Origin of the sequence: Streptomyces sp. NPDC005963 (assembly GCF_040638655.1) — a bacterium.
Classification (GTDB): domain Bacteria; phylum Actinomycetota; class Actinomycetes; order Streptomycetales; family Streptomycetaceae; genus Streptomyces.
This window is the reverse complement of sequence record NZ_JBEXVD010000002.1, coordinates 12,261-33,844: the sequence shown is the minus strand read 5'-3', so window position 1 is coordinate 33,844 and position 21,584 is coordinate 12,261. Positions and strand designations below refer to the sequence as shown.

At 67.6% G+C, this 21,584-nt stretch carries 20 protein-coding genes; all 20 read left to right on the top strand.

The window, feature by feature from the left end; genetic code table 11:
• Positions 1-377: 377 nt before the first annotated feature.
• Complete coding sequence (rho, locus tag ABZ348_RS03380; protein ID WP_358928859.1) at positions 378-2,402, top strand: transcription termination factor Rho; 2,025 nt, start codon at positions 378-380, stop codon at positions 2,400-2,402.
• Between the two features lie 335 nt (positions 2,403-2,737).
• Entirely contained in the window at positions 2,738-4,459 is a 1,722-nt protein-coding gene (locus tag ABZ348_RS03375; RefSeq protein WP_358928857.1) for a trypsin-like serine protease, read from the top strand.
• A gap of 224 nt (positions 4,460-4,683) precedes the next feature.
• Positions 4,684-5,826 carry an LCP family protein gene (locus tag ABZ348_RS03370; RefSeq protein ID WP_358928855.1) on the top strand — a complete coding sequence of 381 codons (1,143 nt, stop codon included), beginning with the start codon at positions 4,684-4,686 and terminating at the stop codon, positions 5,824-5,826.
• A 158-nt stretch (positions 5,827-5,984) separates the two neighbouring features.
• Positions 5,985-6,209: a 50S ribosomal protein L31 gene (rpmE, locus tag ABZ348_RS03365; protein WP_250918244.1), complete on the top strand. Its 225-nt coding sequence runs from the start codon at positions 5,985-5,987 to the stop codon at positions 6,207-6,209.
• Positions 6,210-6,309: 100 nt separating this feature from the next.
• Positions 6,310-7,389, top strand: a complete 1,080-nt coding sequence (gene prfA, locus ABZ348_RS03360; protein WP_358928853.1) for a peptide chain release factor 1 — start codon at positions 6,310-6,312, stop codon at positions 7,387-7,389.
• A gap of 37 nt (positions 7,390-7,426) precedes the next feature.
• Positions 7,427-8,272 (top strand): peptide chain release factor N(5)-glutamine methyltransferase, encoded by an 846-nt coding sequence (prmC, locus tag ABZ348_RS03355; RefSeq protein ID WP_358928851.1) that lies wholly within the window; start codon positions 7,427-7,429, stop codon positions 8,270-8,272.
• A gap of 34 nt (positions 8,273-8,306) precedes the next feature.
• The gene (locus ABZ348_RS03350) at positions 8,307-8,954 is read left to right on the top strand and encodes an L-threonylcarbamoyladenylate synthase (RefSeq protein ID WP_329023379.1); all 648 of its coding nucleotides are present in this window, start codon (positions 8,307-8,309) and stop codon (positions 8,952-8,954) included.
• Positions 8,951-9,619, top strand: a complete 669-nt coding sequence (locus ABZ348_RS03345) for a protein-tyrosine-phosphatase (protein ID WP_358928849.1) — start codon at positions 8,951-8,953, stop codon at positions 9,617-9,619. Before ABZ348_RS03350 ends, ABZ348_RS03345 begins: the two co-directional genes overlap by 4 nt.
• A 226-nt stretch (positions 9,620-9,845) precedes the next feature.
• Positions 9,846-11,102, top strand: coding sequence for a serine hydroxymethyltransferase (glyA, locus tag ABZ348_RS03340; RefSeq protein WP_358928847.1), 1,257 nt, complete (start codon positions 9,846-9,848; stop codon positions 11,100-11,102).
• Between the two features lie 107 nt (positions 11,103-11,209).
• Positions 11,210-12,574, top strand: coding sequence for an MraY family glycosyltransferase (locus ABZ348_RS03335; protein WP_358928845.1), 1,365 nt, complete (start codon positions 11,210-11,212; stop codon positions 12,572-12,574).
• Positions 12,575-12,838: 264 nt separating this feature from the next.
• Positions 12,839-13,276, top strand: coding sequence for a hypothetical protein (locus ABZ348_RS03330; RefSeq protein WP_358928844.1), 438 nt, complete (start codon positions 12,839-12,841; stop codon positions 13,274-13,276).
• 225 nt (positions 13,277-13,501) lie between these two features.
• A complete protein-coding gene (atpB, locus tag ABZ348_RS03325; RefSeq protein ID WP_358928842.1) occupies positions 13,502-14,314 on the top strand; it encodes a F0F1 ATP synthase subunit A in 813 nt (270 codons plus the stop codon).
• A gap of 81 nt (positions 14,315-14,395) precedes the next feature.
• Complete coding sequence (gene atpE / locus ABZ348_RS03320) at positions 14,396-14,626, top strand: ATP synthase F0 subunit C (protein WP_137993321.1); 231 nt, start codon at positions 14,396-14,398, stop codon at positions 14,624-14,626.
• Between the two features lie 41 nt (positions 14,627-14,667).
• A complete protein-coding gene (locus ABZ348_RS03315; protein ID WP_358928840.1) occupies positions 14,668-15,222 on the top strand; it encodes a F0F1 ATP synthase subunit B in 555 nt (184 codons plus the stop codon).
• Positions 15,223-15,227: 5 nt separating this feature from the next.
• Positions 15,228-16,043, top strand: coding sequence for a F0F1 ATP synthase subunit delta (locus ABZ348_RS03310; RefSeq protein WP_358929791.1), 816 nt, complete (start codon positions 15,228-15,230; stop codon positions 16,041-16,043).
• 131 nt (positions 16,044-16,174) lie between these two features.
• Positions 16,175-17,767, top strand: a complete 1,593-nt coding sequence (atpA, locus tag ABZ348_RS03305; RefSeq protein WP_358928838.1) for a F0F1 ATP synthase subunit alpha — start codon at positions 16,175-16,177, stop codon at positions 17,765-17,767.
• 20 nt (positions 17,768-17,787) lie between these two features.
• A complete protein-coding gene (locus tag ABZ348_RS03300) occupies positions 17,788-18,705 on the top strand; it encodes a F0F1 ATP synthase subunit gamma (protein ID WP_358928836.1) in 918 nt (305 codons plus the stop codon).
• Positions 18,705-20,147 carry a F0F1 ATP synthase subunit beta gene (gene atpD, locus ABZ348_RS03295; RefSeq protein WP_358928834.1) on the top strand — a complete coding sequence of 481 codons (1,443 nt, stop codon included), beginning with the start codon at positions 18,705-18,707 and terminating at the stop codon, positions 20,145-20,147. Before ABZ348_RS03300 ends, atpD begins: the two co-directional genes overlap by 1 nt.
• A 111-nt stretch (positions 20,148-20,258) precedes the next feature.
• Positions 20,259-20,642, top strand: coding sequence for a F0F1 ATP synthase subunit epsilon (locus ABZ348_RS03290; protein ID WP_358928832.1), 384 nt, complete (start codon positions 20,259-20,261; stop codon positions 20,640-20,642).
• A 138-nt stretch (positions 20,643-20,780) separates the two neighbouring features.
• Positions 20,781-21,230 carry a DUF2550 domain-containing protein gene (locus ABZ348_RS03285; RefSeq protein WP_329023397.1) on the top strand — a complete coding sequence of 150 codons (450 nt, stop codon included), beginning with the start codon at positions 20,781-20,783 and terminating at the stop codon, positions 21,228-21,230.
• Positions 21,231-21,584 lie beyond the last annotated feature (354 nt).

The window sequence follows — 21,584 nt, the reverse complement described above, 5'->3', positions numbered from 1 at the left end:
GGGATTGCCGGTGATGGAGAGGGGGAATGTTTGTTGGAGCCGGTAGTGTTAACCTCAAGTCTGCAACCGATGCCATTGCGGCTCGGAGCTTCGTGTCCCATTCGGGACCGCGCATTCTTCCGGGAGCCTCCCCAACTGCCTGAGCAGCCCGCCTGAGCAGTTTTGAGCACGCTCCGGAACCGGCACGACACCTCCCGTTCCGCCAGGAGTGGGCCGAGCAGGGGGATCTCGGGCCGGACCTGCATGTATCTGACTCTCCGCCGCACCACATTCGGCGGGGACCACCGCCCCGGCACGGTCCGCACATCCGGACCTCCGGACAGCACAACCGGTCGCCGAGCCAGAAGGCCGACGTCCGCTCCAGGGAAGGACCCTTCGTGAGCGACACCACCGATCTGATGGGCGTGACTGCCGACAACAATGTCGACACCTCCGCGCCCGCCGAAGGTGCTGCCTCCGGCACCACCTCACGGCGCCGCCGTTCCGGCACCGGCCTAGAGGGCATGGTCCTGGCCGAGCTGCAGCAGGTCGCGTCCGGCCTCGGCATCAGGGGCACTGCGCGCATGCGCAAGAGCCAGCTGATCGAGGTCATCAAGGAGGCGCAGGCCGGCGGCGGAGCGTCCACGGCCAAGTCGTCGACGGCGCCCGCGTCGAAGGCTGCCGACGAGGCCGAGGCCAAGCCGAAGCGCCGCGCCACATCAAGGGCGCGTACGGCGGAAGCACCTGCCGCCGACGTGGCTCCTGCGGCCGAGAAGGCCGCCACCCAGCAGCAGATCGACATCCCCGGGCAGCCGGCCAGCGACGACCAGCCGGTCGCCGAGCGCCGTCGTCGCCGGGCCACCGCACAGGCGGGCAGTCCCGACGCGCAGAGCGAAGCGCGCGCCGACACGTCCGTCGAGGCCAAGGACGTCAAGGCCGAGCCGCAGGGTGACGCCAAGGCGGAAGCTGCGGTCAGCGCGTCCGCACAGGACGGCGAAGGCCGTCGTGAGCGCGGTCAGCGCGGCGACCGCAGTGAGCGTGGCGAGCGCGGCGAACGCCGTGACCGTCAGCGGGACCGCCGGGGCAAGAGCGACGACCAGCAGCAGGGCGGTCAGCGCCAACAGCAGCAGAGCCAGCAGCGTCAGGGCCCCAGCAGCCAGCAGCAGGACGACTTCGACGAGGACGGCGGCGGTCGTCGCGGTCGTCGCGGCCGTTACCGCGACCGTCGTGGCCGTCGTGGCCGCGAGGAGTTCGCGACCAACGAGCCGCAGGTCGCCGACGACGATGTGCTGATCCCCGTCGCTGGCATCCTGGACATCCTCGACAACTATGCCTTCATCCGTACGTCGGGGTACTTGCCGGGCCCGAACGATGTGTACGTCTCCCTCGCCCAGGTCCGCAAGAACGGTCTGCGCAAGGGCGACCACGTCACCGGTGCGGTCCGTCAGCCCAAGGAGGGCGAGCGTCGCGAGAAGTTCAACGCGCTCGTCAGACTGGACTCCGTCAACGGCATGGCGCCCGAATCGGGCCGCGGTCGACCGGAGTTCAACAAGCTGACGCCGCTCTACCCGCAGGACCGGCTCCGTCTGGAGACCGACCCGGGCGTGCTGACCACGCGGATCATCGACCTCGTGTCGCCGATCGGCAAGGGCCAGCGCGGACTGATCGTGGCTCCGCCGAAGACCGGTAAGACCATGATCCTCCAGGCCATCGCCAATGCGATCACGGTCAACAGCCCCGAGTGCCACCTCATGGTCGTGCTCGTCGACGAGCGCCCCGAAGAAGTCACCGACATGCAGCGGTCGGTCAAGGGCGAGGTCATCTCCTCGACCTTCGACCGTCCGGCCGAGGACCACACCACCGTTGCCGAGTTGGCGATCGAGCGCGCCAAGCGTCTGGTCGAACTCGGTCACGACGTGGTCGTCCTGCTGGACTCGATCACCCGTCTGGGCCGTGCGTACAACCTCGCGGCCCCGGCTTCCGGGCGCATCCTGTCCGGTGGTGTCGACTCCACCGCCCTCTACCCGCCGAAGCGCTTCTTCGGTGCGGCGCGCAACATCGAGGACGGCGGTTCGCTGACCATCCTGGCCACCGCGCTGGTCGACACCGGCTCGCGCATGGACGAGGTGATCTTCGAGGAGTTCAAGGGCACCGGCAACATGGAGCTCAAGCTCGACCGGAAGCTCTCGGACAAGCGCATCTTCCCGGCGGTGGACGTGGACGCGTCCAGCACCCGCAAGGAAGAGATCCTGCTCGGCAGCGACGAGTTGGCCATCGTCTGGAAGCTGCGCCGGGTGCTGCACGCCCTCGACCAGCAGCAGGCGATCGAGCTGCTGCTGGACAAGATGAAGCAGACCAAGTCGAACGGCGAGTTCCTGCTCCAGATCCAGAAGACCACCCCGTCGGCCAGCAACAACGACTGACGTACGGTCAGCACGACGCACCACGGGACCGCCCCGTCACCTTCGAGGTGACGGGGCGGTCTCATTTCTGTGCGATAGCTGTACGACGCTGGCCAAGCAATACTTCCGACACATACGATCATCAGCCCAGGTGGGGGTTTCCAGGGGGGATTTCCTGGGGGAGTTCGCAGTGTCGGGAGAGGCCGGGGGGCCTCAACAACCAGACCTGCTTCGTACATTCTTCGAGCCCCACCACCTCATGTTCACCGGCAGGCGCACCGCGCCTCGCCCCATACATACCCAAGGTGGTTAACCGAGTGCAGCAACGCACCCGTGGTGGTCGGCCGCAGCGCCGCATGAGACGCGAGATTCCGGCCGTGGCGACCGTTCTCGCCCTCGCCGGCACCGGCCTGCTGGCGACCAGTGCCCAGGCCGTCGACAACACCCCGTCCGCCAGCCAGCCGGCGCCCCGTAGCGCCCCGCAGGCATCCGAGCCCTCGCAGAGCGAACTGCGCCAGCGCGTGGCCGCCGCACTGAAGGCCGAGACGGACTCCAAGGCTCCCCGTACGGGGAAGCAGTCGGTGCCCAGCGCCCGCATCATCGGCGGCGGCACGACCACCATCGCTTCCGCGCCCTGGATGGCACAGCTCTACTTCCAGGACAGCGCGGGCGACAACTACTTCTGCGGTGGAGTCGTGGTCTCCCCGTCGAAGATCGTCACCGCCGCACACTGCGTCGAGGGCATCAACTACGCCTCCACCGGTGCCGTCGTCACCGGCACCAACCACGTGCCCACCACCACCTCGTCCGGAGCGCTCAACCTCCACGGCGGCAAGGTCAGCGGTGTGTACCGGCAGTGGCACCACGAGAAGTACGACGGCCGCACGCTGAACAACGACGTCGCCGTGTTGACCCTGATCACGCCGACCAAGGCCAAGCCGCTGCCGCTGATCAGGTCGACGGACACCGCGCTCTACAACGCGGGCACCGACGGCAAGGTCTACGGCTGGGGCCGCACCAGTTCCACCAACCCCAACAGCATGTCCGACGTGCTGAAGCGGGCGGACGCCGACATCGTGTCCGACACCTCCTGCCGCACCGCCTACGGCACTGGCTTCATCGCGGGCACCATGCTCTGCGCGGGCAAGCCGCCGACCGGAAGCGACAGCACCTCCGAGACCACCTGCAACGGTGACTCCGGTGGTCCGCTGGTGGCCGGTGGCCGACTCGTCGGCATCGTCTCCTGGGGTGACATCAACTGCTCCAAGCGGGGCAAGTACGGCGTCTACGCCAAGGTCAGCGCCTTCCAGGGCGTCCTGCGCAACCGGATCAACGACTCCAACTGGTCCGGCGACGACCACCGCGCCGACCTGTTCGGCCGCAGCGGCAAGACCCTGTACGCGTGGGAGTCCCGGGGCAGCAGCATCACCCGCCGGTTCAACTACGGGGACTTCTCCGGTGTGAACCTGCTGGTGCAGGCGGACCTCAACCGTGATGACCGCCAGGACCTGATCTACCGCACGCCCAACGGTGATGTGTTCTGGGCGTACAGCAACACCCTGGCCGACCGGAAGATCGGTTCCGGATCGACCTGGAAGGCGTACAAGCAGATCCTCGCTCCGAACGACCTGTCCGGTGACGACCTCCCCGATCTGCTGGCGATCGACAGCGCGGGCAAGGCGTACCTCTACCTGGGCAACGGCGGCGGCTCGTTCGGCGCCCGTACGCTCGTCGGCAGCGGTTGGAGCCAGTTCTCCATGCTCCGCGGTCACGGCGACTTCAACGGTGACGGACGCGCAGACGTCGTGGGCCGTGCCGCCGGCGGCAAGATCTACCTGTACAAGGGCACCGGCAAGGCGTCCGCGCCGCTCAGCGGCCGTACCCTGCTGACCACGAACAGCAGCCTGAACGCGATCGCGGTCACGGGTGACGTCAACGGTGACGGCCACGCCGACATGTGGGCCCGTGACACGGCCGGCAAGCTCTGGCTCTACCCGGGCTCCGGCAAGTCCGTGGGTGCCTTCGCGACCCGCAAGCAGTTCGGTACCGGTTGGAGTTCGTACAACCTCTTCGGCTGACGGTCGGCCCCGGCCCCGTCGCTCCTGTGCCCACCGTGCACCGCACGGTGGGCACAGCCCTTTTCTCAGGGAGTTCTCAGCCGTACGTGCAACCCTTGCGGCGCCCAGAGTGTCTCCCCAATGGCGGAGCAAAACTTGACAGGTCGGGCACACTCGTCGTCGACAAGGGGGACGAGGGGATAGGGACACGGCCTAGTACGCAGCGGATGGGGAACCGGGGAAACATGGGAGACCAGAGCACAGGCCGAATATCCGGCGCGGGCGGTCGTCGGGACAGACCGCCGACCAAGGGGCGCAGACCCCTGCGCATCGCGGCCTGGTCCATAGCAGCCGCCCTGCTCGTCGGGGGGGTCACGAGCGGCTATGTGTACTTCAAGATCGACGGAAACCTCGAAGGCGTCGACATCAACGCCAAGCTCGGCGAGAACCGGCCCGACGACGTCGACAACGGCTCCATGGACATCCTCGTCCTCGGATCCGACTCCCGCTCCGGGGATAACGCCAAGTACGGCGGCGCCGAAGGGGGTGCCCGCTCCGACACGGCCATGATCGTCCATCTGTATGAGGGCCATCAGAAGGCCAGCGTCGTGTCCATACCGCGCGACACCCTCGTGGAACGCCCCGAGTGCACCGACAGTGACGGCGAGACCGTCCGCGGTCAGCAGCGCGCCATGTTCAATACCGCGTACGAGACCGGTGGACCCGCCTGCGCGGTCAAGACCGTCGAGCAGTTCTCCGGCATCCGCATGGACCACTACCTCGAAGTCGACTTCACCGGGTTCAAGGGGCTCATCGACGAACTCGGCGGTGTGAAGATCACCACCACCAAGCCGATCAAGGACGACGACAGCCATCTCGATCTGGAGCCGGGCACCCACGTCCTGGACGGAGAGCAGTCGCTGGGCCTGGTGAGGACCCGCAAGAGCGTCGGTGACGGCAGCGACCTCGGCCGCATCCAGCTCCAGCAGGCGTTTATGAAGGCGTTCATCCAGCAGGCCAAGGACGTCGGAGCCCTGAGCAACCCCAAGAAGATGCTCGACATCGCCGACACCGCCACCAAGGCGATCACCCCCGACTCCGAGCTCGACTCCGTGACCGAGCTCATGGGCTTCGCGCGGAGCCTCGGCGGGCTCGGCGCCGAGGACGTCCAGATGGTCACCATGCCGGTGGAGTACGACCCGGTCGACCCCAACCGGGTGATACCGCTGAAGGCCGAGTCCCAGCAGGTGTGGACCGCCCTGCGGCTGGACCAGCCGATTCCCGCCGCCGCGCTCAAGGATTCCGCAGGCGACAAGGGCGATGCCGCCGACATGGTCAGCGACACCGTCGCCGTACCGTCCGATACGGCACCCAAACCGCACGGATGACCGCCCGGAGCGGTTGATTCCGGGACGGGGGAATACTTCCGTGACCACCCCGGTTTTGGGAGATACGGCCAGTCCTGGCAGACTGGTTCGTCGGCCCCGGTTCACGCATCGACAATCCGTCCCTGCGACCCGGTGCCCTCCCGAAACTAGGAGACACCTTGAAGCGCGACATTCACCCCGAGTACGTCGAGACCCAGGTCAGCTGTACCTGTGGCGCCTCGTTCACCACTCGTAGCACCATCGACAGCGGCACCATCCGTGCCGAGGTCTGCTCCGAGTGCCACCCGTTCTACACGGGCAAGCAGAAGATCCTCGACACTGGTGGCCGCGTGGCCCGCTTCGAGGCCCGCTTCGGCAAGGCTGCCGCAGCCGCCAAGAAGTAGCGAGTCACTTGCGCCGGTCCCCGGCCGCCCCCACTGCGCGGGCGGCTGGGACCGGCGCTTTGGCGTCCCTCAGGTATTCGTTGACGATCAGGAGCCCCCGATGTTCGAGGCGGTCGAGGAACTGATCGGCGAGCACGCCGATCTGGAGAAGAAGCTCGCCGACCCCGCGGTCCACGCCGACCAGGCGAACGCCCGCAAGCTCAACAAGCGCTACGCCGAGCTGACCCCGATCGTCGGGACCTACCGCTCCTGGAAGCAGACCGGGGAAGACATCGAGACGGCGCGCGAGTTCGCCGCATCGGATCCCGACTTCGCCGCCGAGGTCAAGGAACTGGAGAAGCAGCGCGACGAGCTGACCGAGAAGCTGCGGCTGTTGCTCGTACCGCGCGATCCCAGCGACGACAAGGACGTCATCCTGGAGGTCAAGGCCGGAGCCGGCGGCGACGAGTCCGCCCTCTTCGCCGGGGACCTGCTGCGGATGTACCTGCGCTACGCCGAGCGCGTCGGCTGGAAGACCGAGATCATCGACGCCACCGAATCCGAGCTGGGCGGCTACAAGGACGTCCAGGTCGCGGTGAAGACCAAGGGCGGCCAGGGCGCCACCGAGCCCGGTCAGGGCGTCTGGGCGCGGCTGAAGTACGAGGGCGGTGTGCACCGCGTCCAGCGCGTACCGGCCACCGAATCCCAGGGCCGCATCCACACCTCGGCTGCGGGCGTGCTCGTCACCCCCGAGGCCGAGGAGATCGAGGTGGAGATCAACCCCAACGAACTCCGCATCGACGTCTACCGCTCGTCGGGCCCCGGCGGGCAGTCCGTCAACACCACGGACTCCGCCGTCCGGATCACGCACATCCCCACCGGAGTCGTCGCTTCCTGCCAGAACGAGAAGAGCCAGCTCCAGAACAAGGAACAGGCCCTGCGTATCCTGCGTTCCAGGCTGCTCGCCGCGGCGCAGGAGGAAGCCGAGAAGAACGCGGCGGACGCCCGGCGCAGCCAGGTCCGCACCGTGGACCGCTCCGAGAAGATCCGTACCTACAACTTCCCGGAGAACCGGATCTCGGACCACCGCGTCGGCTTCAAGTCGTACAACCTGGACCAGGTGCTCGACGGCGACCTCGACGCCGTGATCCAGGCGTGCGTCGACGCCGACTCCGCCGCCAAACTCGCCGCCGCCCAGTAATCCGCAGTAGACCCCGTACGAATCGGGTGGAGGACCAGTGAACCTGCTGCTTGCCGAGGTGGCCCAGGCCACCCAGCGGCTGGCCGACGCCGGCGTGCCGTCACCGCGCTTCGACGCGGAGGAGCTGGCCGCGTTCGTGCACGGCGTGAAGCGGGGAGAGCTGCACAGCGTCGACGACGCCGACTTCGACGCCCGCTACTGGGAGGCGGTCGCCCGCCGGGAGGCCCGCGAACCGCTCCAGCACATCACCGGCCGTGCCTTCTTCCGCTATCTGGAACTCCAGGTCGGCCCGGGTGTGTTCGTACCCCGCCCGGAGACCGAATCCGTCGTCGGCTGGGCCATAGACGCCGTCCGGGCCATGGACGTCGTCGAACCGCTGATCGTGGACCTGTGCACGGGTTCGGGTGCCATCGCCCTCGCCATGGCGCAGGAGGTTCCGCGTTCGCGCGTCCACGCCGTGGAACTCTCCGACGACGCCCTCGGCTGGGCCCGCAAGAACGCCGACGGCTCCCGGGTCACCATCCACCGGGGCAACGCCCTCACCGCGCTGCCCGAACTCAACGGCCAGGTCGACCTCGTCATCTCCAACCCGCCCTACATCCCGCTCACCGAGTGGGAGTACGTGGCGCCCGAAGCCCGTGACCACGACCCGGAGATGGCCCTCTTCTCCGGTGAGGACGGACTGGACACCATCCGCGGCATCGAGCGCACCGCGCACCGGCTGCTGCGGCCGGGCGGGCTCGTGGTGATCGAGCACGCGGACACCCAGGGCGGCCAAGTGCCCTGGATCTTCAGCGAGGAGTCCGGTTGGGCGGACGCCGCGGACCACCCCGATCTCAACAACCGTCCGCGTTTCGCCACCGCCCGCAAGGCGACACCGTGACGACCACCGTGTACGTGTACGAGGAGGCCCCCTGATGGCACGGCGATACGACTGCAACGAAGCCGACGAGCGTACGACCGGCCTGCGCGAGGCCGCGTCCGCCGTCCGCCGGGGCGAACTGGTCGTGCTGCCCACCGACACCGTCTACGGCCTCGGTGCCGACGCCTTCAGTTCCGAAGCCGTCGCCGAACTCCTGGACGCCAAGGGCCGGGGGCGCAACATGCCCACCCCCGTCCTCATCGGCTCGCCCAACACCCTCCACGGCCTGGTCACCGACTTCTCCGAAGACGCCTGGGAACTGGTCGACGCCTTCTGGCCCGGCGCACTCACCCTGGTCGCGCGCCACCAGCCCTCCCTCCAGTGGGACCTGGGGGACACCCGGGGGACGGTGGCCATCCGGATGCCCCTGCACCCCGTCGCCATCGAGCTGCTCACCGAGGTCGGGCCCATGGCGGTGTCATCCGCCAACCTCACCGGTCACCCGGCACCCGAGGACTGCGACGCCGCCCAGGGAATGCTCGGCGACTCCGTCTCCGTCTACCTCGACGGCGGTCCGACCCCCGGGATCGTGCCCTCCTCGATCGTCGACGTCACCGGCGACGTACCGGTCCTCCTGCGCGTTGGCGCGCTCGACGCCGATGAGCTCCGGAAGGTCGTACCCGACCTTGAGGTGGCCCCTTGATCACCCCTGAGGGGCGTGGCATAGGTGCGAACGCCATCGGCGACACCTTCAGGATCCTCCACGTCAGCACGGGCAACGTCTGCCGCTCGCCGATCACCGAGCGGCTCACCCGTCATGCCCTCAGCGACCGCCTCGGCGATCGCGTGCCCACCCTCGCCGCGGGCGCGCCCATCGGCGGTCTGATCGTCGAGAGCGCGGGCACCTGGGGGCACGAGGGCGCCCCGATGGAGGCCAATGCGGAAGTGGTCCTCGCGGATTTCGGCGCGGACTCGACGGGATTCACGGGCCGTGAACTCCTCGACGAGCATGTGATCCGGGCGGACCTCGTGCTCACCGCGACCCGCGACCACCGCGCACAGGTCATCTCCATGGGCCACTCGGCGGGCCTGCGGACCTTCACCCTGAAGGAGTTCACCCGTCTGGTGCGGGCGATCGATCCGACGACCCTGCCGGACCCCAAGGACGAAGGCGTCGTGGAGCGTGCGCGCGCTCTGGTGCGTGCTGCGGCTGCGCTCCGCGGCTGGCTGTTGGCCCCGACCCCGGATGCGGACGAGGTGTACGACCCCTACGGTGCACCGATCACGTTCTTCCGTTCGATCGGTGACGAGATCAACCAGGCCCTCGACCCGGTGCTGACGGCACTCACCGGCATTCCGCCGCGCTGATCGGCGCGGCGCGCGACCTGGTCGGACCGTCTCGGCACGGCCGCGGCGCCGAGCCGTCGACCCTCAGTGCCGCGCTTGTGTTCCCCCGATGCCGGACCGCGCCGAGGGCACAGCGCAACACCCTGCCGCAGGAGCGGGTCACGGGGCGACCACTCCGCATCCCGGCCCCCCGCGGTCTACATTGGAGGGGCAGCCCCCACCGCGCCTGCCAGGTCCGGAGCCCACGATGGCCGTCATCGCCGCACCCCCCGTCATCCCCGCGGACTTCGACTCCCTCCTGCGCCAGGACCCGGAGATCGCCGAGATCGTGCGGGGGGAGACGGCTCGCGAGGCGGAGGGACTCCAGCTGATCGCCGCCGAGAACTTCACCTCCCCCGCGGTCCTTGCGGTCCTCGGCTCCCCGCTCGTCAACAAGTACGCCGAGGGCTACCCCGGCGCCCGGCACCACGGCGGGTGCGAGCTGGTGGACGAGGCCGAACGGCTGGCGGTACGGCGCGCCACCGCACTCTTCGGCGCCGAGCACGCGAACGTACAACCCCACTCCGGCTCGTCCGCGGTGCTGGCCGCCTATGCGGCCCTGCTCGAACCGGGTGACACGGTCCTCGCGATGGGGTTGTCCCACGGCGGTCATCTGACCCACGGCTCCCCGGCGAACTTCTCCGGCCGCTGGTTCCGCTTCATCGGCTACGGCGTCGACCGGGAGACGGGCCTGATCGACTACGACCAGGTCCGTGCGCTGGCGCGCGAACACCGTCCCCAGGCGCTCGTGTGCGGCTCCATCTCCTATCCCCGGCATCCGGACTACGCCCTGTTCCGGGAGATCGCCGACGAGGTCGACGCCCGTCTGATCGTGGACGCCTCCCATCCGATGGGGCTGATCGCGGGCGGGGCGGCACCGAGTCCCGTTCCGTACGCGGACGTCGTCTGCGCCACCACCCACAAGGTGCTGCGCGGTCCGCGCGGCGGACTGATCCTGTGCGGCAGGGAGCTTGCCGCGCGGGTCGACCGCGCAGTGTTCCCCTTCACCCAGGGCGGGGCCCAGATGCACACCATCGCGGCGAAGGCCGTGGCGTTCGGCGAGGCGGCGACACCGGCGTTCACCACGTACGCCCATCAGGTGGTGGCCAATGCCCGGGTACTGGCCGCCGGTCTGGAGGCGGAGGGGTTCGAGGTGCTGACCGGCGGCACGGACACCCATCTGATCGGCGCAGACCCCGCCCCGCTCGGTCGGGACGGCAGAACGGCACGGGCGCACCTGGCGGCTGCCGGAGTGGTCCTGGACACGTGCGCGCTGCCCCACGGCGATGCGCGGGGCCTCCGCCTGGGTACGGCGGCGGTCACCACACAGGGCATGGGGGAGCGGGAGATGGCACGGATCGGGGCCCTGTTCGCGCTGGCACTCCGTGATGACGGGGAGCTGTCGCGGAGAGTAAGTACAGAAGTACGCGAGCTTGCAGGTAGATTTCCGCCTTATCGGGGGTAGCCGGAATCGAGTGCAACCATCGCCAGCACCCCTGGTGTCCTCAAACATGTGGCCGCCACAGCTAGGGTGTGGGGCTGAGATGGCCAGCGATTCCTGTGGGGCAGCCCGTGCGTGATTATCTGCTGACGCTCTGTGTCACAGCCGCCGTGACGTATTTGCTCACCGGTCCGGTGCGCAAGTTCGCCATCGCGACCGGGGCGATGCCGGAGATCCGGGCACGTGACGTACACCGAGAACCGACACCACGGCTCGGTGGCATCGCCATGTTCTTCGGCCTGTGTGCGGGACTGCTGGTCGCCGACCACCTACAGAACCTGAACAGCGTCTTCGAGCTGTCGAACGAACCGCGGGCGCTGCTCTCCGGTGCTGCCCTCATCTGGATCATCGGGGTGCTCGACGACAAGTTCGAGATCGACGCCCTGATCAAGCTGGGCGGTCAGATGATCGCCGCCGGTGTGATGGTCGTGCAGGGTCTGACGATCCTGTGGATTCCGGTGCCCGGCGTGGGCACGGTCTCGCTGACGTCGTGGCAGGGCACCCTGCTGACGGTCGCGCTCGTCGTGATCAGCATCAATGCGGTGAACTTCGTCGACGGACTCGACGGTCTGGCCGCCGGCATGGTGTGTCTGGCGGCGGCGGCCTTCTTCCTCTACGCGTACCGGATCTGGTTCAGCTACGGCATCGAGGCAGCGGCGCCCGCGACCCTCTTCACCGCGATCCTGATGGGCATGTGCCTGGGCTTCCTGCCCCACAACATGCACCCGGCGCGCATCTTCATGGGTGACTCGGGGTCGATGCTGATCGGCCTGGTGCTGTCGGCGGCGGCGATCTCGGTGACGGGCCAGGTGGACCCGGACGCCCTGAAGATCTTCTTCGAGGGCAGTACACGCCAGGCGACCCATGCGGCGCTGCCGGTCTTCATCCCCCTGCTGCTCCCACTGACGATCATCGCCATTCCGGTCGCCGACCTGGTGCTCGCCATCGTCCGGCGCACCTGGAACGGCCAGTCGCCGTTCGCGGCCGACCGCGGGCACCTCCACCACCGGTTGCTCCAGATCGGGCACTCCCACAGCCGTGCGGTGCTCATCATGTACTTCTGGTCGGCGTTGATCGCTTTCGGTGTGGTCGGCTACTCGGTCAACTCGGCGTCGATGTGGATCGTCATGGTGATCGTCGCGCTGAGCACGCTCGGCCTGGTGCTGTTGTTGCTGCCGAGGTTCACTCCGCGTGCACCGCGATGGGCGGAGGCGTTCGTTCCGCCCCGTTATCGACGGCGCAAGAAGTCGACGCCATCGCTTTCCGCTCACCCGAACGGGACTTCGGGCGCCGACACTCTTGACACGGATGAGACGACTGAGACTGGAGAGGCGCCGGAAGGGCGCACTCCGCTTCCCGTCGGCGTCAACGGGGCGACCGCCATGGGCGCTCGTTCGCGCATTTCTGACCACCGGAAGGCCGTGAGTCGCCGCTGACAAAGTGCCCACTGCCGCCCAATACCAGACGAAGCAATGGGCGGTCTATGCACACACGGGCAGGTTCGCTCTCATGTGTGATAGTTGGCACACGGTCGGGTAAAGACCTCTTCAAATAGTTTGTGATACGGTTCACGAGAACCGGCGACAGAGCCAAGGGACCGTAGTGCGACGGTCTGTTGGCCCCGAGGACCCAACTCGGACCCGGATTAGGCTCGTCCATGACGACACCACTGCCCCCACCAAGCAAGCGGAGCTGCCGCCATGCCGTCAAATGACGCACGCACCCTGATTCACACCGCCGTACCCACGGCTGCCGCGGGCGTTGTCGCCGTCGCGGTGAGCGCGGGCATCGCCGGTGGCAAGGGGGCGATCGGTGCGGCCATCGGCACCTTGGTGGTCATTCTCTTCATGGGGATGGGGCTCGTGGTGCTCCAGCGGACGGCGAGGTCCCTGCCGCACCTGTTCCAGGCCATGGGTCTGATGCTCTACACGGCACAGTTGTTGTTGCTCTTCATCTTCATGGCGGCGTTCAAGGACACCACGGCCTTCAACGCCAGGGCCATGGCCTTCACGCTGCTCGCGACGACCCTCGTATGGGTCGCCGCGCAGGCGCGTGCGTACATGAAGGCCAAGATCCTTTACGTGGAACCCGAGGGCACCAAGGCGCAGAAGCCCGAGAACGCAGGGTCTCCGACGTGAAAGGTAGGGGCGGTATAAAGACCCGTTCTCGTTCCTGCTATCGTCCGGTGCCAACTGCGGCTCTGCGGGCGCGGGCATCTGAGCTGACGCCTGCTCATTCGCGAGGCTCCTTGCCCGCCAGCCGCCCTCACATCCGTAACACCAGTCCAGTGCCGAACCGCGGCTGCGCGCCGCGCCGACACAACGAGGTTGCCGTACCTATGCGCCACGCTGAAGGAGCCCGCGGTGAGTGCTGACCCCCAGATGCTCGCCTTCGACCCCGATTGCCAGCTCTTTTCTGGGTGCGGGTTCCCAGCTCCGGGCCTGCACACCTTCCTCTACGAGCCGATCTTCACGGTGAGCGGCTTCGAGTTCACCAAGCCGATGTTGCTGGCCTTCATCAGCTCGTTCCTGGTCGTTGCCTTCTTCTGGGCCGCTTTCAGCAAGCCGAAGCTGGTTCCGGGCAAGGTCCAGATGATCGGTGAGGCGGGGTACGACTTCGTTCGCCGCGGCATCGTTTACGAGATCATCGGCAAGAAGGACGGCGAGAAGTACGTCCCGCTGATGGTGTCGCTGTTCTTCTTCATCTGGTTGATGAACCTCTGGTCGATCATTCCGCTCGCCCAGTTCCCGGTGACGTCGCTCATCGCGTTCCCGGCGGGCCTCGCCCTGATCGTGTACGTCCTGTGGGTCGGCCTGACCTTCAAGACCCACGGATTCGTCGGCGGCTGGAAGAACATCACCGGCTACGACAAGTCGCTCGGCCCGATCCTGCCGCTCGTCGTGGTCCTGGAGTTCTTCTCCAACCTGCTCATCCGCCCGTTCACGCACGCGGTCCGACTGTTCGCGAACATGTTCGCCGGCCACCTGCTGATCGTGATGTTCAGTCTCGCCACCTACTACCTGATGAGCGGCATCGGCTTCGCCTACGCCGGCACGTCCTTCGTGCTGGTCATGGTGATGATCGTCTTCGAGCTCTTCATCCAGGCAGTCCAGGCGTACGTCTTCGTCCTGCTGGCCTCCAGCTACATCCAGGGCGCGCTCGCCAAGCACCACTGAGTCAAGCCTCGCCCGTCACTCCACCCCAGACGTCCGGTGGCCAACCCCCACCGGGTCCTTGAAAGAGAAGGAAGAACCGGCATGTCCGCTCTCCAGACCCTTGCCGCCGTCGAAGGAAACGTCGCCTCGATCGGCTACGGTCTCGCCGCCATCGGCCCCGGCGTCGGCGTCGGCATCATCTTCGGTAACGGTACCCAGGCCCTCGCCCGTCAGCCCGAAGCTGCCGGCCTGATCCGTACCAACCAGATCATGGGTTTCGCCTTCTGTGAGGCGCTCGCCCTCATCGGCATCGTCATGGGCTTCGTCTACTAAGACGCGGACCTGACAGCCAACATTTCACGGAAGGCACTGATGTGACTCAGTTCAATCTTGCGGCAGCGGGGGCGGAGCAGCCGCCGCTCATCCCGCACGCCGACGAGCTCATCATCGGCCTGATCGCGTTCGCCATCGTCTTCTTCTTCCTCGCCAAGAAGCTCCTCCCGAACATCAACAAGGTTCTGGAGCAGCGTCGGGAAGCCATCGAAGGCGGCATCGAGAAGGCCGACGCGGCGAAGACCGAGGCCGAGAGCGTACTTGAGCAGTACAAGGCCCAGCTCGCCGAGGCCCGTCACGAAGCCGCTCGGCTGCGCCAGGAGGCCACCGAGCAGGGCACCGCGATCATCCAGGAGATGAGGGCGGAAGGCCAGCGGCAGCGTGAGGACATCATCGCCGCAGGTCACGCCCAGATCGAGGCCGACCGCAAGGCCGCAGCCGCCGCGCTCCGTCAGGACGTCGGCAAGCTCGCGACCGATCTGGCCGGCAAGCTCGTCGGCGAGTCCCTTGAGGACACCGCCCGACAGAGCCGCACGATCGACCGTTTCCTCGACGAGCTGGAAGACGGCGCTGTGAAGGCAGAGGCCACCCGGTGAAGCCCCTGAACGGAGCGAGCCGTGAGGCCCTCGCCACCGCGCGCGAGTCGCTCGACGCACTGACGGACTCCACGTCCGTCGATGGGTCGGCGCTCGCCGAGGGGCTGGCCTCCGTCACCGCGCTGCTCAACCGCGAGGTGTCGCTGCGTCGGGTCCTGACCGACCCGGCGCAGGCCGGCGAAGCCAAGGCCCAGCTGGTGTCGCGCCTGCTCAGCGGGCAGATCAGCGGCGAGACCCTCGATCTGGTCTCCGGCATGGTCCGCTCCCGCTGGTCCAGGTCGCGCGACCTGGTCGACGCGCTGGAGGAGCTGACGGCCACCGCCGATCTCAGCTCGGCCCAGCACGCCGGGGTACTGGACGACGTCGAGGACGAGCTGTTCCGCTTCGGCCGGATCGCGGAATCCCACCCGAATCTGCGCGCCGCGCTGAGCGACAAGGCCGCCACCCCCTCCGCCAAGGCCGGGCTGCTGCGCAGCCTGCTGGGCGGCAAGGTGAACCCGGTCACCGAGCGACTGGTCGTCCGTCTCGTCACCGCGCCTCGTGGACGTAGCCTGGAACAGGGACTCGACTCCCTGTCCAAGCTCGCCGCGGCACGCAGGGACCGGATGGTTGCGGTCGTCACCTCGGCGGTACCGCTCACCGACGGCCAGAAGCAGCGCCTCGGCGGTGTGCTGGCCAGGCTGTACGGGCGCGAGATGCACCTGAACCTCGATGTGGACCCCGAGGTCCTCGGCGGGATCTCGGTGCGGGTCGGCGACGAGGTGATCGACGGGACCGTCGCGAGCCGTCTGGACGAGGCAACCCGTCGGATGGCCGGCTGACAGCCGTCACCAACTGAACAAGGCAGTAAGCGGCCCGGTTGGGCCGTGCAGAGATTGCAGAAGATTCCTGGGGGTCGCCCCCAGACCCCCTTAAGAAACTTCGGGCCCAACAAGGAGAGCAGGGAACCCAGATGGCGGAGCTCACGATCCGGCCGGAGGAGATCCGGGACGCACTGGAGAACTTTGTCCAGGCGTACAAGCCGGACGCGGCCTCGCGCGAGGAGGTCGGTACGGTCAGCGTGGCCGGCGACGGTATCGCGAAGGTCGAGGGTCTCCCCTCGGCCATGGCGAACGAGCTGCTGAAGTTTGAGGACGGAACCCTCGGTCTCGCCCTCAACCTTGAGGAGCGCGAGATCGGTGCGATCGTCCTCGGCGAGTTCAGCGGAATCGAAGAGGGCCAGTCGGTCACCCGTACCGGCGAGGTTCTGTCCGTCGCCGTCGGCGAGGGCTACCTGGGCCGGGTCGTCGACCCGCTCGGCAACCCGATCGACGGTCTCGGCGAGATCGACACCGAGGGCCGCCGTGCCCTCGAACTTCAGGCACCCGGCGTCATGGTGCGTAAGTCGGTGCACGAGCCGATGCAGACCGGCTACAAGGCCGTCGACGCCATGGTGCCGATCGGCCGCGGTCAGCGTCAGCTGATCATCGGCGACCGCCAGACGGGCAAGACCGCCCTGGCCGTCGACACGATCATCAACCAGCGTGACAACTGGCGCTCGGGCGACGTCAACAAGCAGGTGCGCTGCATCTACGTCGCCATCGGTCAGAAGGGCTCCACCATCGCGTCCGTGCGCGGCGCGCTGGAGGAGGCAGGTGCCCTGGAGTACACGACCATCGTCGCCGCCCCGGCGTCCGACCCGGCCGGCTTCAAGTACCTGGCGCCGTACACCGGTTCGGCCATCGGTCAGCACTGGATGTACCAGGGCAAGCACGTCCTGATCATCTTCGATGACCTGTCGAAGCAGGCCGACGCCTACCGCGCCGTGTCGCTGCTGCTGCGCCGCCCGCCGGGCCGTGAGGCCTACCCGGGTGACGTCTTCTACTTGCACTCGCGTCTGCTGGAGCGCTGCGCCAAGCTCTCCGACGACATGGGCGCCGGTTCGATGACCGGTCTGCCGATCGTCGAGACCAAGGCCAACGACGTCTCGGCGTTCATCCCGACCAACGTCATCTCCATCACCGACGGCCAGTGCTTCCTGGAGTCCGACCTGTTCAACGCCGGCCAGCGTCCGGCCCTGAACGTCGGTATCTCGGTTTCCCGAGTCGGTGGCTCCGCCCAGCACAAGGCGATGCGCCAGGTGTCCGGTCGTCTCCGCGTGGACCTCGCCCAGTTCCGTGAGCTGGAGGCGTTCGCCGCCTTCGGTTCCGACCTGGACGCCGCGTCGAAGGCGCAGATGGAGCGCGGCAAGCGCATGGTCGAGCTGCTCAAGCAGGCTCAGTACCAGCCGATGCCCGTCGAAGAGCAGGTCGTCTCCGTCTGGGCCGGCACCACCGGCAAGATGGACGACGTCCCGGTCGAGGACATCCGCCGCTTCGAGAGCGAGCTGTTGGAGCACCTGCGCCGTGAGCACAAGGGGCTGCTGACCAGCATCGCCGAGGGCGCGAAGATGTCGGATGACACCATCCAGGCCATCGGCGACGCGATCGCCGCCTTCAAGCGCCAGTTCGAGACTTCGGACGGCAAGCTTCTGGGCGAAGACGCTCCGGTCAGCACCAGCAAGTGACGACGGAAGGGACCTGACTCATGGGAGCCCAGCTCCGGGTCTACAAGCGTCGCATCAAATCCGTCACCGCGACCAAGAAGATCACCAAGGCGATGGAGATGATCGCCGCCTCGCGCATCGTCAAGGCGCAGCGCCAGGTGACGGCCTCCACTCCGTACGCGACCGAGCTCACCCGCGCGGTGACGGCGGTGGCGACCGGGTCGAACACGAAGCACCCCCTCACCACCGAGGCCGACAGTCCGGTGCGGGCCGCCGTCCTGCTCATCACGAGCGACCGCGGTCTCGCCGGTGGCTACTCCGCCAATGCCATCAAGGCGGCGGAGCAGCTCACCGAGCGGCTGCGGGCCGAGGGCAAGGAGGTCGACAGCTACATCGTCGGCCGCAAGGGTGTCTCGTACTACGGCTTCCGTGAGCGCAAGGTCGCGGAGTCGTGGACCGGTTTCACCGACAACCCGACCTACGCGGACGCCAAGAAGGTCGCGGGTCCGCTGATCGCGGCGGTCCAGAAGGACACGGCGGACGGTGGTGTGGACGAGCTCCACATCGTCTTCACCGAGTTCATCTCGATGTTGACGCAGACGCCGGTGCAGAACCGGTTGCTGCCGCTCAGCCTTGAGAAGGCCGTGGAGGAGAGCGGGACCAAGGGCGAGATCCTGCCCCTGTTCGACTTCGAGCCGTCGGCGGAGGACGTCCTCGACGCCCTGCTGCCGCGCTATGTCGAGAGCCGGATCTTCAATGCGCTGCTTCAGGCCGCTGCTTCCAAGCACGCTGCCACCCGCCGCGCGATGAAGTCGGCGACCGACAACGCCGGAGAGCTGATCAAGAGCCTCTCCCGGCTTGCCAACGCGGCCCGCCAGGCCGAAATCACCCAGGAAATCAGCGAGATCGTCGGTGGAGCCAGTGCCCTGGCCGACGCGACCGCGGGGAGTGACAAGTAATGACGACGACAGTTGAGACGGCCGTTGCCACGGGCCGCGTCGCCCGGGTCATCGGCCCGGTCGTCGACGTGGAATTCCCCGTCGACGCGATGCCGGAGATCTACAACGCGCTGACCGTCGAGGTGGCCGACCCGGCCGAGGACGGCAAGCTCAAGACCCTGACCCTTGAGGTCGCCCAGCACCTCGGTGAGGGCGTGGTCCGTGCGATCTCGATGCAGCCCACCGACGGTCTGGTCCGCCAGGCTGCCGTGACCGACACGGGTACGGGCATCACCGTTCCCGTCGGTGACTTCACCAAGGGCAAGGTGTTCAACACCCTCGGTGAGGTGCTCAATGTGCCCGAGGCGAACGCCGAGGTCACCGAGCGCTGGCCCATCCACCGCAAGGCCCCCAGCTTTGACCAGCTGGAGTCCAAGACGGAGATGTTCGAGACTGGCATCAAGGTCATCGACCTCCTCACCCCGTACGTCAAGGGTGGAAAGATCGGTCTGTTCGGTGGTGCCGGTGTCGGCAAGACCGTGCTGATCCAGGAGATGATCTACCGCGTCGCCAACAACCACGACGGTGTGTCGGTGTTCGCGGGTGTCGGTGAGCGCACCCGTGAGGGCAACGACCTCATCGACGAGATGAGTGAGTCGGGCGTCATCGACAAGACCGCCCTGGTCTTCGGTCAGATGGACGAGCCCCCGGGCACCCGTCTGCGCGTCGCGCTCGCGGGTCTGACCATGGCGGAGTACTTCCGCGATGTGCAGAAGCAGGACGTGCTCTTCTTCATCGACAACATCTTCCGGTACACCCAGGCCGGTTCCGAGGTATCCACCCTGCTCGGCCGCATGCCGTCCGCAGTGGGTTACCAGCCGAACCTCGCGGACGAGATGGGCCTCCTCCAGGAGCGCATCACCTCGACCCGTGGTCACTCGATCACCTCGATGCAGGCGATCTACGTCCCCGCGGACGACCTGACCGACCCGGCCCCGGCCACCACCTTCGCCCACCTCGACGCGACGACGGTTCTCTCCCGTCCGATCTCCGAGAAGGGCATCTACCCGGCCGTGGACCCGCTGGACTCCACGTCCCGCATCCTGGACCCGCGCTACATCGCGCAGGAGCACTACGACGCCGCCACGCGGGTCAAGGGAATCCTGCAGAAGTACAAGGACCTCCAGGACATCATCGCGATCCTCGGTATCGACGAGCTGGGCGAGGAGGACAAGATCGCCGTCCACCGTGCCCGTCGTGTGGAGCGCTTCCTGTCCCAGAACACCCACGTCGCCAAGCAGTTCACCGGCGTGGACGGTTCGGACGTGCCGCTCGACGAGTCGATCGCCGCGTTCAACGCGATCTGCGACGGCGAGTACGACCACTTCCCCGAGCAGGCGTTCTTCATGTGCGGTGGCATTGAGGACCTCAAGGCCAACGCCAAGGAGCTGGGCGTCTCCTGAGTCTTTGACTCTTGAAGGGGGGCGGGTCCGTCCCGTCCCCCTTCGCAAGCCCCATTAGACTTTGACCCAACACCCGGCGTCTTCGCCGGGTGGTGACCCGAGGAGCCACCCTTGGCTGCTGAGCTGCATGTCGAGCTGGTCGCCGCCGACCGGAAGGTCTGGTCCGGCGAGGCCACCCTGGTCGTCGCGCGCACCACGTCCGGCGACATCGGCGTCATGCCCGGTCACCAGCCGCTGCTCGGTGTGCTGGAGTCGGGCCCGGTGACGATCCGTACCTCTTCCGAGGAGGGGGGCGGGACGGTCGTCGCTGCTGTGCACGGCGGTTTCATCTCCTTCGCCGACAACAAGTTGTCGCTGCTGGCGGAGATCGCCGAGCTGGCTGACGAGATCGATGCCCAGCGCGCCGAGCGCGCGCTGGAGCGCGCCAAGTCGGAGGAGGACGCCGCCGCCGAGCGTCGTGCCGACATCCGACTGCGTGCGGTGGCGGTGCGCTGAGCACCCCGCCAACAGTCAAACCCTCAGCCGCGGCCCGGTCTGGACTCATCCAGACCGTGTCGCGGCTGAGGCGATGCAGGTGCATAGAGCAGTGCGTTTGGTTACGAGGACGAGCACGATGCGAGGAGGTCGGTGGAGATGTTCCTCGCAGTGCTGGTGAGCGTCCTGGCCGTCGTCACACTGGTGGGGATCGGCCTTTTCGTCTTCGGTCTGCGCCGACGACTGATCCAGCGCTCCGGCGGCACCTTCGACTGCAGTCTCCGTTGGAACCTCCCGGAGGAGCCCGATCTCTCGGGCAAGGGATGGGTGTACGGAGTGGCCCGCTACAGCGGTGATCGGATCATGTGGTTCCGGGTCTTCTCGTACGCCCCGCGCCCCCGTCGCACCCTGGAGCGTTCGGCGATCGAGGTCGTGGCCCGTCGCACTCCGGAGGGCGAGGAGGAGTTGGCCCTGCTCTCCGATGCGGTGGTGCTGGGGTGTCTGCATCGCGGAACCCGGCTGGAACTGGCGATGAGCGAGGACGCCCTGACCGGCTTCCTGGCCTGGCTGGAGGCGGCGCCTCCCGGCCAGCGGGTGAACGTGGCGTAGGGGCGGCCGGCAGTCGGCAGGATCCGAGGGATCCGACAGATCCGGCGTACGTGAGGGAACACAGGGGCGCTGTCCACCGGGCAGCGTCCTTTGTCGTGCCCGCCGCTCAGGCCGGGAGCCCGGCAGTCGGTCGTACCCGCCGGGTCGGGTCCGGCGTCGTGGGCGGTGCGATGCGGCCGACCACCTCGGGCACGTCCGCAGTGTGGGGGCGACCCGGGCGAGGGGCCCGTGGTGAGCTGAGCACTCAAGCGGTGAGTGGTGCCGTTCATCGCACGGTCCGAGGTGCGGTGCCCGAGGAGCCGTACGGGTGCGGACATGCGGAAGGGGCCGGGGAGATGGTTCTCCCCGGCCCCT